The sequence below is a fragment of the Bacillus sp. ES1-5 genome (genome assembly GCF_022487605.1).
Classification (GTDB): domain Bacteria; phylum Bacillota; class Bacilli; order Bacillales; family Bacillaceae_G; genus Bacillus_A; species Bacillus_A wiedmannii.
Map to the genome: position 1 here is coordinate 403,085 of NZ_JAKVPU010000002.1, position 15,330 is coordinate 418,414.

Annotated in this window: 13 protein-coding genes and 1 riboswitch; all 13 genes read left to right on the forward strand. The window is 36.4% G+C overall.

All coding sequences use genetic code 11. The features are described from left to right. Positions 1-25 precede the first annotated feature (25 nt). The 13 genes from MKO96_RS11860 (at position 26) to MKO96_RS11920 (ending at position 15,265) form a co-directional block, all read left to right on the forward strand. On the forward strand, positions 26-1,267 hold the full coding sequence (locus MKO96_RS11860; RefSeq protein WP_000593005.1) for a M16 family metallopeptidase: 1,242 nt from the start codon (positions 26-28) through the stop codon (positions 1,265-1,267). 129 nt (positions 1,268-1,396) lie between these two features. After that, on the forward strand, positions 1,397-1,648 hold the full coding sequence (locus MKO96_RS11865) for a YlmC/YmxH family sporulation protein (RefSeq protein ID WP_240587523.1): 252 nt from the start codon (positions 1,397-1,399) through the stop codon (positions 1,646-1,648). Between the two features lie 273 nt (positions 1,649-1,921). Then, complete coding sequence (gene dpaA, locus MKO96_RS11870) at positions 1,922-2,824, forward strand: dipicolinic acid synthetase subunit A (RefSeq protein ID WP_098156361.1); 903 nt, start codon at positions 1,922-1,924, stop codon at positions 2,822-2,824. After that, the gene (gene dpaB / locus MKO96_RS11875) at positions 2,821-3,420 is read left to right on the forward strand and encodes a dipicolinate synthase subunit B (RefSeq protein ID WP_001049480.1); all 600 of its coding nucleotides are present in this window, start codon (positions 2,821-2,823) and stop codon (positions 3,418-3,420) included. The genes dpaA and dpaB overlap by 4 nt, the downstream gene beginning before the upstream one ends. Before the next feature lie 150 nt (positions 3,421-3,570). Further along, complete coding sequence (gene asd / locus MKO96_RS11880; protein ID WP_000414854.1) at positions 3,571-4,617, forward strand: aspartate-semialdehyde dehydrogenase; 1,047 nt, start codon at positions 3,571-3,573, stop codon at positions 4,615-4,617. Positions 4,618-4,640: 23 nt separating this feature from the next. Further along, positions 4,641-5,873 carry an aspartate kinase gene (dapG, locus tag MKO96_RS11885; RefSeq protein ID WP_000692477.1) on the forward strand — a complete coding sequence of 411 codons (1,233 nt, stop codon included), beginning with the start codon at positions 4,641-4,643 and terminating at the stop codon, positions 5,871-5,873. Between the two features lie 11 nt (positions 5,874-5,884). After that, on the forward strand, positions 5,885-6,763 hold the full coding sequence (gene dapA / locus MKO96_RS11890) for a 4-hydroxy-tetrahydrodipicolinate synthase (protein ID WP_000564777.1): 879 nt from the start codon (positions 5,885-5,887) through the stop codon (positions 6,761-6,763). A 755-nt stretch (positions 6,764-7,518) separates the two neighbouring features. After that, on the forward strand, positions 7,519-9,189 hold the full coding sequence (locus MKO96_RS11895) for a ribonuclease J (protein WP_240587524.1): 1,671 nt from the start codon (positions 7,519-7,521) through the stop codon (positions 9,187-9,189). A gap of 103 nt (positions 9,190-9,292) precedes the next feature. Then, positions 9,293-10,042, forward strand: coding sequence for a translocation-enhancing protein TepA (tepA, locus tag MKO96_RS11900; protein WP_000139828.1), 750 nt, complete (start codon positions 9,293-9,295; stop codon positions 10,040-10,042). Further along, positions 10,039-10,242, forward strand: a complete 204-nt coding sequence (locus tag MKO96_RS11905) for a YlzJ-like family protein (RefSeq protein ID WP_000605020.1) — start codon at positions 10,039-10,041, stop codon at positions 10,240-10,242. Before tepA ends, MKO96_RS11905 begins: the two co-directional genes overlap by 4 nt. A gap of 212 nt (positions 10,243-10,454) precedes the next feature. Continuing rightward, a complete protein-coding gene (locus MKO96_RS11910) occupies positions 10,455-12,839 on the forward strand; it encodes a DNA translocase FtsK (protein ID WP_240587525.1) in 2,385 nt (794 codons plus the stop codon). 203 nt (positions 12,840-13,042) lie between these two features. Then, a riboswitch (purine riboswitch) is annotated at positions 13,043-13,144 on the forward strand. Between the two features lie 233 nt (positions 13,145-13,377). Continuing rightward, entirely contained in the window at positions 13,378-14,103 is a 726-nt protein-coding gene (locus MKO96_RS11915; RefSeq protein WP_000114178.1) for a GntR family transcriptional regulator, read from the forward strand. Positions 14,104-14,197: 94 nt separating this feature from the next. Further along, positions 14,198-15,265 (forward strand): BMP family lipoprotein, encoded by a 1,068-nt coding sequence (locus MKO96_RS11920; protein WP_240587526.1) that lies wholly within the window; start codon positions 14,198-14,200, stop codon positions 15,263-15,265. Positions 15,266-15,330 lie beyond the last annotated feature (65 nt).

The following is a 15,330-nucleotide window of genomic DNA, read 5'->3' on the forward strand; positions in this document are numbered from 1 at the left end:
GAAACTGGCAGTAGGAGGAAAGTTTTTGATTAAAAAATATACTTGTAAAAATGGTGTAAGAATCGTTATGGAGAATATACCAACCGTAAGATCGGTTGCGATTGGTATTTGGATCCATGCGGGATCAAGAAATGAAAATGAAAAAAATAATGGGGTTTCCCACTTTTTAGAGCATATGTTCTTTAAAGGGACAGAAACACGTAGTGCACGCGAAATTGCAGAATCATTTGATAGCATTGGTGGGCAAGTGAATGCTTTTACTTCAAAAGAATACACTTGTTACTATGCAAAAGTGCTAGATGAGCATGCTAAATATGCTTTAGATGTATTAGCAGATATGTTCTTTAATTCAACATTTGATGAGGAAGAACTGAAAAAAGAGAAGAATGTCGTATGTGAAGAAATTAAAATGTATGAAGATGCTCCAGATGATATTGTGCATGATATGTTAACGAAAGCAACATATGAAACGCATCCACTTGGATATCCTATTTTAGGAACAGAAGAAACGCTTGATACGTTTACAGGTGATACGCTACGCCAATATATTAAGGATCATTACACACCTGAAAATGTAGTTGTTTCAGTTGCAGGAAATATTGATGAAGCCTTCTTACAAACGGTAGAGCAATATTTCGGTAGTTATGAAGGAACAACAAACCGTGAACAAGTACATAGCCCAATTTTCCATTTTAATAAAGTAGCACGTAAAAAGGAAACAGAACAAGCTCATTTATGTTTAGGATATAAAGGCTTACAAATGGGACACGAAGATATTTATAACTTAATTGTATTAAATAACGTTTTAGGCGGTAGTATGAGTAGCCGTTTATTCCAAGAAGTACGTGAGCAACGCGGGTTAGCCTATTCAGTATTTTCTTACCATTCTTCTTATGAAGATACAGGTATGTTAACACTGTATGGTGGAACAGGTAGCCAACAATTAGATACACTGTATGAAACAATGCAAGAAACATTAGACACATTGAAAAATACAGGTATTACAGAAAAAGAGCTTATTAATAGTAAAGAGCAATTAAAAGGAAACTTAATGTTAAGTTTAGAAAGTACGAATAGCCGTATGAGCCGTAATGGTAAAAATGAATTGCTACTTCGTAAGCATCGTTCACTTGATGAGATTATTGAAAGTGTAAACACAGTAACAAAAGAAAATGTTGATGAGTTAATTCGTAACATGTTTACAGATGAATTCTCTGCAGCATTAATTAGTCCAGATGGAAAACTTCCAAAAGGAATAAAACTATAATTGCTTTATATGAAGTATGTAAAAATAACCGTATCTCTTTTAAAAGAGATACGGTTATTTTTTTGGGATATACAGAATAGGTACTAATTATGGATAACTTAAATTCATAATTCGGTAGGGGGAGAGTGTATGCGTTTAAGCGAATTAAGTAGTAAAGAAATCGTAAATTTAGAAAGAGCAGAAAAAATGGGAGTTTTAGGCCATGTGGATTTAGAAATCGATGAGAAGAATGGGCAAATACAGGCTCTTATCATACCGACTGGGAAATGGGGAGGTTTTAAAAAGGAACCACAAGAAGTAAGAGTAACGTGGAGTCAAATTAAGAAAGTGGGGCATGATATGATCCTTTGTGATATTACGGATCGTTCAAATTCGAATTGAAAGATGGCCATTTTGGTCATCTTTTTTTGTTCATTCGCCGCTGAGTAAAAGCTCACATGAATCGAGCTTATACCGGAAATCAATTTCCCGTATAATGTCCTCTCATATGCCGAATGTTGAGGTGGGGTCTAACTGCGTACAAATAGCGGGATAAATCATACGTGCTTTTTGTTTTTCAATCACCTAAAACTCGTACATTACATATGATGTGGAGGAAAAAGAAAAAGTAGGCACTTTTCTTATAAATGACAGAAAAAGAAGGTGAATTAGGGAATGTTGACTGAGATGCATATTGCTGTCATAGGAGGAGATGCAAGACAGCTAGAAGTAATTCGCAAACTAGTTGAATTGGATGCGAAACTTTCATTGATAGGGTTTGATCAGTTAGATCATGGCTTCACAGGGGCAGCAAAAGAAAGTATACAAAATTTAGATTTCACTTCTGTAGATGCAATTATTTTGCCAGTTGCAGGCACAAATGCCAAGGGAGAAGTAGATACTATTTTTTCAAACGAAAAAGTTTCTATAACGAAAGAACAAATTGAAAATACACCAGAACACTTTACTATATATTCAGGTATTGGTACGCCTTACTTGGAAAAACTCGTATCTACTACAAACCGCAAACTTGTTAAATTATTTGATCGTGATGATGTGGCAATCTACAATTCTATTCCAACTGTAGAAGGTACATTAATGATGGTAATTCAACATACCGACTATACAATTCATGGTTCCAATGTAATGGTTTTAGGATTTGGTAGAACAGGGATGAGTGTTGCCAGAGCATTTCAATCATTAGGAGCCCATGTCAAAGTTGGAGCAAGACGATCGGAACATATTGCACGTATTACAGAAATGATGTTTTCTCCTTTTCATATGCAAAACATTGAGAAAGAAGTAGGAAATATCGATATTGTCATTAATACAATTCCGCATCTCGTCGTGACAGCGAATGTCATTTCAAAAATGCCAGCTCATACGTTAGTAATTGATTTAGCTTCTAAACCAGGCGGTACCGACTTTAGATATGCGGAAAAAAGAGGAGTCAAAGCGCTGTTAGCACCTGGATTACCAGGTATTGTTGCTCCAAAAACAGCAGGACAAATTTTAGCGAACGTTCTTTCTCAGTTACTAGCAGAAGACGTAATAGCAAGAAAGGAGAATGGGGAATGAACTTAAAAGGGAAAAGAATAGGATTTGGTTTTACTGGTTCACATTGTACGTACGAAGAAGTAATGCCTCATTTAGAAAAATTAATTGCTGAGGGAGCAGAAGTACGCCCCGTTGTTTCTTACACTGTTCAATCAACAAATACGAGATTTGGCGAAGGAGCAGAGTGGATTAAAAAGATTGAAGAAGTAACAGGCTTTAAAGCGATTAATTCCATCGTTGGTGCAGAACCACTAGGACCTAAAATTCCACTAGATTGTATGGTGATTGCACCACTAACAGGAAATTCTATGAGTAAATTTGCAAATGCAATGACAGATTCTCCAGTATTAATGGCAGCAAAAGCGACGCTAAGAAATGGCAAGCCTGTCGTGTTGGCTGTTTCGACGAATGATGCTTTAGGGCTTAATGGGGTAAATCTCATGCGCCTAATGGCAACAAAAAACATCTACTTCGTCCCATTCGGTCAAGATGCACCAGAGAAAAAACCGAACTCAATGGTAGCTCGCATGGAGCTACTTGAAGATACAGTGTTAGAAGCGCTGCAAGGGAAGCAATTGCAACCGGTTGTCGTAGAAAAATTCAGATATATGAATTAAAAAACGAAAAAAAACGGACAATTTTTGATGAAACCATCATTCTTACTGTAGAATATGATAAAATTAACGTTATTAAGATTAGAAGGGGTATTGTATACTCCTTCTGATTCTAAGTTATAGAAGGATTGGTATCTAGAAAGGGGCATAGTGATGGAAAAGCAAAAAACTTTTCATGTCGCTGTAGTTGGAGCAACCGGCGCAGTTGGTGAACAAATGTTAAATACTTTAGAGAAACGAGAATTTCCAATCGGGAAGTTAACGTTACTTTCATCTAAACGATCTGCAGGTAAGAAACTTGTATTTAAAGGCGAAGAATTTACAGTTCAAGAGGCAACTCCTGAAAGTTTTGAAGGAGTAGATATCGCACTATTTAGTGCTGGTGGATCTGTATCAAAACAATTAGCGCCAGAAGCAGCAAAACGCGGTGCGATTGTTGTTGATAATACAAGTGCATTCCGTATGACAGAAAACGTGCCACTTGTTGTACCTGAAGTAAATGAAAACGACTTAAAAGAACATAATGGTATTATTGCAAATCCAAACTGTTCTACAATTCAAATGGTAGTAGCTCTTGAGCCAGTTCGTCAGCAATATGGTTTAAAACGAGTAATCGTTTCCACATATCAAGCTGTATCAGGTGCTGGTGCGGCAGCGATTGAAGAACTTCATGAACAATCACAAGCAATCTTAAATGGTGAAGAAGTGAAGGCAAATGTTTTACCTGTATCAGGTGATAAAAAACATTTCCAAATTGCTTTTAACGCGATTCCACAGATTGATAAATTCCAAGATAATGGATTTACGTTTGAAGAAATGAAAATGATTAATGAAACGAAAAAAATTATGCATATGCCTGAATTAGAAGTAGCGGCAACATGTGTACGTTTACCAGTTGTATCAGGTCACTCGGAGTCTGTTTACATCGAAGTAGAAAAAGAAGGTGTAACAGTAGAAGAATTCAAGAGCTTACTTGCAAATGCGGAAGGTATTGTTCTGCAAGATAATCCAGAAGAGCAGTTATATCCAATGCCAGCTACTGCAGTAGGTAAAAACGAAGTATTCGTTGGAAGAATCCGTAAAGATTTAAATAACGATAAAGGATTCCATCTTTGGGTCGTATCTGATAACTTATTAAAAGGCGCTGCATGGAATTCTGTTCAAATTGCAGAGCGCTTAGTAAAATTACAATTAGTGTAAACGGCTAAGAGAAGGTGCAAAATATGAAAATTATTGTTCAAAAATTTGGTGGCACATCCGTACGTGATGAAAATGGACGTAAGCATGCGCTTCATCATATAAAAAAATCGCTAGATGCGGGTTATAAAGTAGTTACTGTCGTATCTGCTATGGGCCGTAAAGGTGAACCATATGCAACTGATACTTTGTTAAGTCTTGTAAATCAAGAGGAATCTCGCATTTCTAATCGTGAGCAAGATTTATTATTATCATGCGGAGAATTAATCTCAGCAATCGTCTTCTCTAACATGTTAAATGAGAACGGTATAAAAGCAGCGGCATTAAATGGTGCACAAGCTGGTTTTGTAACAAATGATGATTTTACAAATGCTAAGATTATTGAAATGAACTGCGATCGTATACATGAAGAGCTAGAAAATCTAGATGTAATCGTCGTTACAGGATTCCAAGGACAAACGAAAAAAGGTGATACGACAACACTTGGACGCGGAGGTAGCGATACTTCAGCTTCTGCATTAGGTGTTGCGCTTCATGCTGAATTTATTGATATCTTTACAGATGTAGAAGGTGTTATGACTGCGGATCCTCGCATTGTAAAAGATGCACGTCATCTTCAAACGGTAACATACAATGAAATTTGTAACATGGCATATCAAGGTGCAAAAGTCGTTCATCCACGTGCAGTTGAAATTGCGATGCATGCAAAAGTACCACTTCGTGTACGTTCTACGTATTCTGATAGTGAAGGTACGCTTATTTCAGCATCGGACGGTGCGACAAAAGGCCGTGATGTAGAAGAACGTCCTGTTACAGGTATCGCCCATGTGTCAAATGTGACGCAAATTAAAGTGCTTGCAAAAGAAACGGCATATGATTTACAACAGCATGTGTTTAAAGAAATGGCGAATGAAGGAATCAGTGTCGATTTAATTAACATTTCACCTACTGGGGTAGCTTATACGGTGAGTGATAGTGTATCAAGTCGTGCAGTTGAATTATTAAAAAACCTTGGATATGAGCCAATTGTGACAGAGCATTGTGCAAAAGTATCTATTGTAGGAGCTGGAATGGCAGGATACCCAGGGGTTACTGCGAAAATCGTTACAGCTTTAGCGGAAAAAGGTATTCAAATTTTGCAATCGGCAGATAGCCATACGACAATTTGGGTTCTTGTAAAAGAAACTGATTTAGTGGAGGCTGTAAATGCATTACATAGTGCGTTTGAGCTTTCAAAAGAAAAGCAACTGGAACAATAAGGAGTGAGACCATGATAGATTTTGGGACAATTGCAACCGCGATGGTAACTCCGTTTGATAAAAACGGAAATATCGATTTTGCAAAGACAACGAAATTGGTAAATTATTTAATAGATAACGGTACAACAGCAATCGTGGTAGGAGGAACGACAGGAGAATCTCCTACATTAACTTCAGAAGAAAAAGTAGCGTTATATCGCCATGTCGTATCTGTTGTCGATAAAAGGGTGCCCGTAATCGCTGGAACAGGTAGTAATAATACGCATGCTTCTATTGACTTAACTAAAAAGGCAACAGAGGTTGGTGTTGATGCAGTAATGCTAGTAGCACCGTATTATAACAAACCGAGTCAAGAAGGAATGTATCAGCATTTTAAAGCAATTGCTGAAAGCACGCCGCTTCCGGTTATGCTATATAACGTTCCAGGACGATCTATTGTACAAATCTCCGTTGATACAGTTGTTCGTTTATCAGAAATAGAAAACATTGTTGCGATTAAAGATGCAGGCGGCGATGTGTTAACAATGACAGAAATCATTGAAAAAACAGCGGACGACTTTGCAGTATACAGCGGTGATGACGGCTTAACGTTACCAGCTATGGCAGTTGGAGCGAAAGGTATCGTTTCTGTAGCATCTCATGTGATCGGAAATGAAATGCAAGAAATGATTGCAGCATTCCAAGCAGGAGAATTTAAAAAGGCGCAAAAATTACATCAATTACTTGTAAGAGTAACGGATTCATTATTTATGGCGCCAAGCCCAACGCCAGTAAAAACAGCGTTACAAATGGTTGGATTAGATGTAGGCTCTGTACGTTTACCACTTCTTCCATTAACAGAAGAAGAAAGAGTAACGTTACAATCTGTTATGCAATCTATCCCTCGTTAATAAAAAATGACCTAGTGTAGCACTAGGTCATTTTTTTATGGTATGAAAATCTTTGTTGTTCTTTTTTTACCATATTATCCTATATGTTTGATCGCTTTTTCATTATGTATTGCAACATGTATAAGAAAATAATTGTACCCCTTTAAATGAATCAAAAAAACATAGTTATTATAGGATAAACATTTGTATAAACGTAATAAACTATCGATTCTGTTTTTTAGAGGGATTGTCTCAAATGTGACGTGATTCATAAAAAAGCTTCATTTTATAAGTGTTTTTGTTCGATTCTAGAAAAATATGTTTTGAAAATCCATATTATGAAATTAATGTAGCGTATTTATGGATATTTTTTCAAAAAAATATGGAGTACAAAATCGAAGCAAATATAAAGGAAATACGTTCGATACTTTTGTTGTAATTCCGTTCTTTTACTTTCTCTTTCGCACGATTTAACTTGTGTTCTATTTCTTGTATCAGGTATAATATGGCTAAGTAGCTTAGTACGGGTATGCTTAGCAAAATTGGTAAAAATTATAGTTTGATTACATTTTCATATCATATCGAATAAGATATTTGATTTATATAATGAAAGAGAGGTGAAACCTGGTTTAAAAAATAAACAAGGACATGATATCGCATAACGGTAAGGACATTCGTCTTGGACGGTGAATATATGGTGGTTGTAGAGTTTCCCCTGGTGTCTCTGCAATTTTAGTGAAATCAGTGTTTGAAAGATTTTTAAACCAGGCAACAACATGAAGAGAAAAGAGAATGAGTCTGTTAAAGTATTTGCTCTTGGTGGAGTAGGTGAAATTGGGAAAAACATGTACTGTGTTGAAATTGATTCTGAAATCTTTATTGTAGACGCAGGGTTAATGTTCCCGGGAGATGAAATGTTTGGAATTGATATCGTTATTCCTGATATTACATATTTAGTGGAAAACCAAGAGCGAGTAAAAGGTTTATTTATTACTCACGGTCATGAAGATCATATTGGTGGCATTGTTTACGTACTTCGTAAATTATCAATTCCAGTGTATGCAACGAAATTAACAGTAGGACTTATACAAGAAAAACTTGGCGAAGCGGGTATGTTAGGCCGTGTAGACTTAAAAACGATCGATTCAAATTCAACAGTAGAGTTTAATACTACAACGGTGTCATTCTTTGGAACGACACATAGTATTCCAGATTCTGTTGGTGTTTGTTTCCATACATCAAAAGGTGCTATCGTATATACGGGAGACTTTAAATTCGATCAAACTCCAATTGGAAATAGTGGAGCAGACCTTGGGAAAATGGCACAAATCGGAAATGAAGGCGTACTGTGCTTATTATCTGATAGTACAAATGCTGAGCGTCCAGGCTATACAGGTTCTGAAAAAGAAGTTGGTGTAGAAATTTCTAAAGTGTTCTACGGCGCAGAAGGGCGTATTATTGTTGCTTCATTTGCATCGAATGTACATCGTATTCAACAAGTATTTGATGCAGCTGCTGAAACAGGACGAAAAGTAGCGGTTGTAGGGCGTAGTATGGTGAAAGTGGTAGATATCGCAAGACGTCTTGGTTATTTAGATGTTCCAGAAGGTATGGTTATTTCACTACAAGAAGTAGACAATTTCCCAGAGAAAAAGGTAGCTATTTTAACGACAGGTAGCCAAGGTGAACCGATGGCAGCCCTTTCTAGAATGGCGAAGCAAGCTCATAAACAAATTTCAATTCGTAAAGGCGATACGGTTATTATTGCGGCTTCTCCAATTCCGGGTAATGAAATATCTGTATCGAAAATTATTGACTTGTTATTTAGAGCTGGGGCGGATGTTATTTATTACGGTGAAAGAAAAGTTCACGTTTCAGGTCACGGTAGCCAAGAAGAATTAAAATTAATGTTAAATTTAATGAAACCGAAATATTTTGTACCCGTACATGGTGAGTTCCGTATGCAAAAAGCACATGCATATTTAGCTGAAGATGTAGGTATTGCAAGAGATAATATCTTTATCGTAGAAAAAGGCGATGTAATCGGTTTTGGTGACGATGAAGCGAACTTAGTTGGTAAAGTGCAAGCGGGCAATGTATTAATTGATGGATTAGGTGTAGGTGACGTTGGTAATATCGTTCTTCGAGATAGAAAAATGTTATCTCAAGATGGAATATTAGTAGTTGTTGTAACACTTGGTAAAGATGAAAAGAAAATTGTTTCTGGTCCAGAAATCATTTCACGTGGTTTTGTGTATGTACGTGAATCAGAAGCGTTAATTGACCGCTCTACAGAGATTGTACGTATGATTGTTGAGCAATCGATTAAAGAGTATTCAATTGAATGGTCTATGTTAAAACAAAATATTCGTGAATTATTAGGGCAGTTCTTGTACGAAGAGACAAAGAGAAAACCTATGATTTTACCGATTATTATGGAAGTATAAAAAAGATCACCTTTACGGGTGATCTTTTTTCTTTTTAAACTCTATCGAATGAAATTTATAACTTAAGAAATAATAGTTATATACGAGTGAAAGGGGATGCGATATGACAGAACGTGATCGTTATACAAATGAAGGGAAAGAGGCTGAGCCGAAAGAAACTGGGAAAGAAGCCTCGATAGTGGAAAAAATTCAACAGCTAGGGCAAACGAATGTACCACAAATGAATGAATCGAGTATTCATTGTTTAACAATCATTGGGCAGGTGGAAGGTCATGTTCAGTTGCCGCCGCAAAATAAAACAACAAAATATGAGCATATTATTCCGCAAATTGTTGCGATAGAACAAAATCCGAAAATTGAAGGTTTGCTTTTAATATTAAACACGGTCGGAGGTGACGTTGAAGCAGGGTTAGCAATTTCTGAGATGGTAGCTTCGCTTTCAAAGCCAACGGTATCACTTGTTCTAGGCGGAGGGCATTCTATCGGTGTACCAATCGCCGTCTCTACGGATTATTCATTTATTGCGGAAACTGCGACGATGACAATTCACCCCATTCGTCTAACAGGTCTTGTTATAGGTGTGCCGCAAACATTTGAGTATTTAGATAAAATGCAAGAAAGAGTCATTCGATTTGTGACGAAGCATTCGAAAGTAACCGAAGATCGTTTTAAAGAACTTATGTTTGCGAAAGGGAATTTGACGCGAGATATTGGGACGAATGTAATTGGTGGCGATGCAGTGAAATATGGTCTTATAGATGATGTCGGTGGTATTGGGAATGCGATTCGAAAGCTGAATGAATTAATAGATGCTCGCATGGATGATAGTGCAGAAGGGACAATGTTACAATGATTTTATACACAATTATGCCAGAGCAACTTGTATATCCAGCTGATTATTCGCAATGTGAAAGCCAAAAAGTTGTAAATATAAACGGTGTTGAATTAATGGTTTCTGAAGAAGAACATGGGTGTTATTCTATTGTACGTGTGTTAAGTACGGATCCGCTACACTACTTAGAGTTTGAGCCCGGCCAGAAAATAACCTTTTAGCAAAAAGAAGGATTTTGTTTAGAAGCTATGGTATAATATAAAAAACAAGACGGTTGAGCAGCCATGAGAGGGCTGCTTTCTTCTGTTTATTTAACAATTTACAAGAAGTGTAAAAATAGAAGATATAAGACCTGAAAAAATAGAGAAAACAGACATATAAGTAGAGCTTTTTTTAGGAAGCCCTACTTACATGTAGAACACGAGGTGAAGAAATGGCAAAACAAAAGCAAAGAGGGACGAAGGCAAAAGCAAGACGCACGATAAAGCCAACTTTGTATTATGAAATCGTCGGTTTAACTCTTTTTGCACTTTCAATCATTACGATTTTACAGCTAGGCGTTGTAGGGAAATCGTTTGTGTTATTTTTTCGCTTCTTCTTTGGTGAGTGGTACATAATTGGTGTGTTAGGTGTAATAGCTTTATCGGTTTCGTTTGTTATCAAACGTGGATGGCCGAACCTTTTAAATAAGCGGTTAATCGGTTTTTATTTAATAGTATTGGCGATATTAATGTTTAGTCATATTACATTATTTAACCTTCTTACGAAAGATGGAGCAGTGCAAAATACTTCTGTTATTGTGAGTACGAAAGATAACTTCTTTCTTGAAATGAAAAAGGGACCGGATAGCGTTCATTTAGGCGGTGGTATGTTTGGTGCGCTTATGTTCGCGACGTGTTACTTCTTATTTGACGAAGTAGGAGCTTATATCATTGGTATTATTTTAGTGATTCTCGGCATACTTTGTATAACAAATAAGCATATTGGAGAAGTACTTGCCCCTGTAGGAAGAATCCTTAGAAGTCAATTTGAAGTCATGCAAGGAGATTATAAAGATTGGAGATCCAAAAGGACGGCTGAACAAACAGAAAAGAAAAAAACAACGAGAAGCACAAGGAGCAAACGTGCTGTGGAACAAGAAGAAATTGTTGAGCCGAGGGAAGAAATTTCAATTGACCCTCCCATTATTTCGAATTTCACTGAGAATTATCCAGTAAATGAACAAGAGGATAAACGAATTGGCGAAGAACAGGAAGCAGAGTTAATAACTTCACCGTCTATTGAAGAGACACCGCCTGTTGAAGAAGCTAAGAAAAAGCGTGGAGAAAAGATTGTAGAATCTTTAGAGGCGGAAACAAGTGCCCCACCAATGCAATTTTCAAATGTAGAAAATAAAGATTACCAGCTTCCTGCAATTGATATATTGAAATTTCCTAAGAATAAGCAAGTTACAAATGAAAATGCAGAAATTTATGAGAATGCTCGTAAATTAGAACGTACATTCCAAAGCTTTGGAGTGAAAGCGAAAGTAACAAAAGTACATAGAGGTCCTGCAGTTACAAAATATGAAGTGTATCCTGATATGGGAGTAAAGGTAAGCAAAATCGTTAGTTTAAGTGATGATTTAGCACTTGCTTTAGCTGCGAAAGATATTCGTATTGAAGCACCTATTCCCGGGAAATCAGCTGTAGGGATTGAAGTTCCGAACTCAGAAGTTTCTATGGTAACGCTTAGAGAAGTTCTTGATTCTAAGGCTAATAATCACCCGGAAGAGAAGTTGTTAATTGGTCTTGGACGAGATATTACAGGTGAAGCTGTATTAGCCCGTTTAAATAAAATGCCCCATTTACTAGTAGCTGGTGCGACAGGTAGCGGGAAAAGTGTATGTATTAATGGTATTATTGTTAGTATTTTAATGCGTGCAAAACCACATGAAGTAAAATTAATGATGATTGACCCGAAAATGGTAGAGTTAAATGTATATAACGGTGTTCCTCATTTATTAACACCAGTTGTAACTGATCCGAAAAAAGCATCACAAGCTTTGAAAAAAGTCGTGAGTGAAATGGAACGTCGTTATGAGTTATTTGCTCATAGTGGCACGCGTAACATTGAAGGATATAATGATCATATTAAAGAACATAATAGTCAATCGGAAGCGAAACAACCGGAATTACCTTATATTGTAGTAATTGTGGACGAGTTAGCAGATTTAATGATGGTTGCTTCATCGGATGTAGAGGATGCAATTATGCGTTTAGCACAAATGGCTCGTGCGGCTGGTATTCATTTAATTATTGCAACGCAGCGTCCGTCAGTTGATGTTATTACGGGAGTTATTAAAGCGAATATTCCATCACGTATTGCATTCGCTGTATCTTCTCAAACAGATTCTCGCACAATTCTTGACGGTGGTGGTGCAGAGAAACTACTAGGTCGTGGAGATATGCTGTTTATACCAATTGGTGCATCGAAGCCTGTACGTGTACAAGGTGCATTTTTATCAGATGATGAAGTTGAGAGAGTTGTAGAATATGTTATTGGTCAGCAAAAAGCGCAATATCAAGAAGATATGATTCCACAAGATGTTCCTGATACGAAGCAGGAAGTAGAAGATGAATTATATGATGAAGCAGTTCAGCTCGTAGTGGAAATGCAAACAGCATCTGTTTCTATGTTGCAACGTAGGTTTAGAGTAGGTTATACGCGAGCTGCCCGTTTAATTGATGCAATGGAAATGAATGGTGTAGTAGGTCCGTATGAAGGTAGTAAACCACGAGAAGTGCTCATTAATGATGTACAAGAAAAAAGTTCGTAAAAAAAGCCTAATTGTTTTTACAATTAGGCTTTTTTATATGCTAGTTTTGTTATATACTATATTCAGCGATAAAGAAAGGGCTTACATTTAAAGTGGTTCTTTAGAATACGAATACTTTGATTATGTTTTTAATGAATGTTCGATATTTAATGTAGAAAAATGTTAAATTTTGTTGACACGTATGGGAGCAAGTGGTAAGATTACTTCGAAAAGAATCACTGCCTCATATAATCTTGGAGATAAGGTCCATAAGTTTCTACCTGGCAACCATGAATTGCTGGACTATGAGGGGAAAAGTGTGTAACAAAGGATGTAAGAGATCTTTGTGCCGAACTTTTTCTCGAAATGAGGAATGTTTATGGTGCAAAGTTTTTTTTATGCAGTAAAGAGTGAAAATTTCATTTTAAAAAATTATTAATATTTATTCGACAATTAAGCTTATTTTTAGTATTTAGCAATTTTTATTATGTTGTAAGTTGAAAAAAGAGAAAAGAAGTCTTACATCAGAGGTCGAATAATTGAAATGCGGGGGAGTCTTATGTCAGTAAAATCCGATAGTCGTCACCTATATTTACGGGTGATTGATCACATCAAAGAAAAAATTAAAGATGGAGCTTATAAAGAAAGACAGAAGTTACCATCAGAGTTTGATTTAGCGAAAGAACTTGGTGTAAGTAGGGCGACTTTAAGGGAAGCGCTGCGTATTTTAGAAGAAGAAAATGTTGTCATTCGTAGACATGGTGTAGGAACATTTGTAAATGCAAAGCCATTATTTTCTTCTGGGATTGAACAACTTTCTAGTATTACAGATATGATTTCTAGTGTGGGGAAAACACCAGGAACTATCTTTTTATCATCATCTACAACAAGTTTAACAGAAGAAGAAAAAGAGAAGTTTAATAGTGAAGATGGTTTTAATGCAGTAATGATTGAGCGTGTGCGTACAGCAGATGGGGAACCTGTTGTATATTGTATCGATAAACTTGCAAAAGAAATCTTGCCGGATTTATCGGGATACAATGAAGAATCATTGTTAACGGTAATACATAATAACACGCACAAACGTATCACATATGCGGTTGCGCACATTGAGCCAATTGGCTATCATTCTAAAATCTCACCGATTTTAGAATGTGAACCGGAAACGGCACTGCTAGTTTTAAAACAAATGCACTATGATCAAAATGATGAGCCAATCTTATATTCTATCAATTACTTTAGAGCTGATAAGTTTAGCTTCCACGTATTAAGAAAACGTATGTAGGTAAGTTCCATTTTAGGGAGGTGACAGCAAGAAGTTAGGGACAGCAGCGTAAGAATAAAGAGATATATATATAATTTTAGGAGGGGTTTCTAGTATGAAGAAAAAAACAGGTCTTTTATTATCATTAACATTAGCAGCAAGTGCGGTTTTAGGTGCGTGTGGTAACTCGGATAAAGCGAGTAGCGACAAAAAAGAGTTCAAAGTTGGTATGGTTACAGATGTTGGAGGCGTTGATGATAAATCATTTAACCAATCAGCTTGGGAAGGTTTAACGAAATTCGGTAAAGACAACGATTTAAAGAAAAATGAAGGATATCGTTATCTTCAATCAAGTAAAGATGCAGACTATATTCCAAACTTAACAAAATTTGCGAAAGATCATTATAACACAACATTCGGAATTGGATTTTTAATGCAAGACTCGATTGAAAAGGTTGCAAAACAATATCCGAAAGAGCAATTTGCTATTGTAGATACTGTTGTAAAAGAGCCGAATGTAACAAGTATTACATTTAAAGACCATGAAGGTTCATTCCTAGTTGGTGCTGTAGCAGCAATGACGACAAAATCAAATAAAGTTGGATTTGTTGGCGGCGTGAAGAGTCCATTAATTACAAAGTTTGAATCAGGTTTCAAAGCTGGTGCAAAAGCAGTAAATCCAAATATCGAAATTGTAGCGCAATATGCAGATGCATTTGATAAACCAGAAAAAGGATCTGTATTAGCTTCAGCAATGTACGGTGGTGGAGTTGACGTAATTTATCATGCTTCAGGTGCAACTGGTAATGGTGTATTCACAGAAGCGAAAAATCGTAAGAAAAAAGGTGAAAACGTTTGGGTAATCGGTGTTGACCGTGACCAAAATCAAGAAGGTATGCCTGAAAACGTAACTTTAACTTCTATGGTAAAACGTGTTGATATTGCAGTAGCAAAAGTAGCACAAGAAGCGAAAGATGGTAAATTAAAAGGCGGTAAAGTAGAAGAGTTCGGATTAAAAGATGACGGTGTTGGTATTGCGAAAACTACTGACAATGTGAAAAAAGTAAATCCAGAAATCTTAACAAAAATAGAAGAGTTTGAGAAGAAAATCACTGACGGTGAAATTAAAGTACCTGCAACTGACGAAGAATATAAAACATATGAAGCTTCTCTAAAGAAATAATAATAGAGAAATAGCAAAGGTTAGTTCTTAGAACTAACCTTTGTATATATAAAAATACCTTTAAT

Excerpts from the sequence above, each read along its gene's own strand:
- MKO96_RS11865 (WP_240587523.1), top strand. The coding sequence starts at position 1,397 with ATGCGTTTAAGCGAATTAAGTAGTAAAGAAATCGTAAATTTAGAAAGA.
- dpaA (WP_098156361.1), top strand. The coding sequence starts at position 1,922 with ATGTTGACTGAGATGCATATTGCTGTCATAGGAGGAGATGCAAGACAG.
- dpaB (WP_001049480.1), top strand. The coding sequence starts at position 2,821 with ATGAACTTAAAAGGGAAAAGAATAGGATTTGGTTTTACTGGTTCACAT.
- asd (WP_000414854.1), top strand. The coding sequence starts at position 3,571 with ATGGAAAAGCAAAAAACTTTTCATGTCGCTGTAGTTGGAGCAACCGGC.
- dapG (WP_000692477.1), top strand. The coding sequence starts at position 4,641 with ATGAAAATTATTGTTCAAAAATTTGGTGGCACATCCGTACGTGATGAA.
- dapA (WP_000564777.1), top strand. The coding sequence starts at position 5,885 with ATGATAGATTTTGGGACAATTGCAACCGCGATGGTAACTCCGTTTGAT.
- MKO96_RS11895 (WP_240587524.1), top strand. The coding sequence starts at position 7,519 with ATGAAGAGAAAAGAGAATGAGTCTGTTAAAGTATTTGCTCTTGGTGGA.
- tepA (WP_000139828.1), top strand. The coding sequence starts at position 9,293 with ATGACAGAACGTGATCGTTATACAAATGAAGGGAAAGAGGCTGAGCCG.
- MKO96_RS11905 (WP_000605020.1), top strand. The coding sequence starts at position 10,039 with ATGATTTTATACACAATTATGCCAGAGCAACTTGTATATCCAGCTGAT.
- MKO96_RS11910 (WP_240587525.1), top strand. The coding sequence starts at position 10,455 with ATGGCAAAACAAAAGCAAAGAGGGACGAAGGCAAAAGCAAGACGCACG.
- MKO96_RS11915 (WP_000114178.1), top strand. The coding sequence starts at position 13,378 with ATGTCAGTAAAATCCGATAGTCGTCACCTATATTTACGGGTGATTGAT.
- MKO96_RS11920 (WP_240587526.1), top strand. The coding sequence starts at position 14,198 with ATGAAGAAAAAAACAGGTCTTTTATTATCATTAACATTAGCAGCAAGT.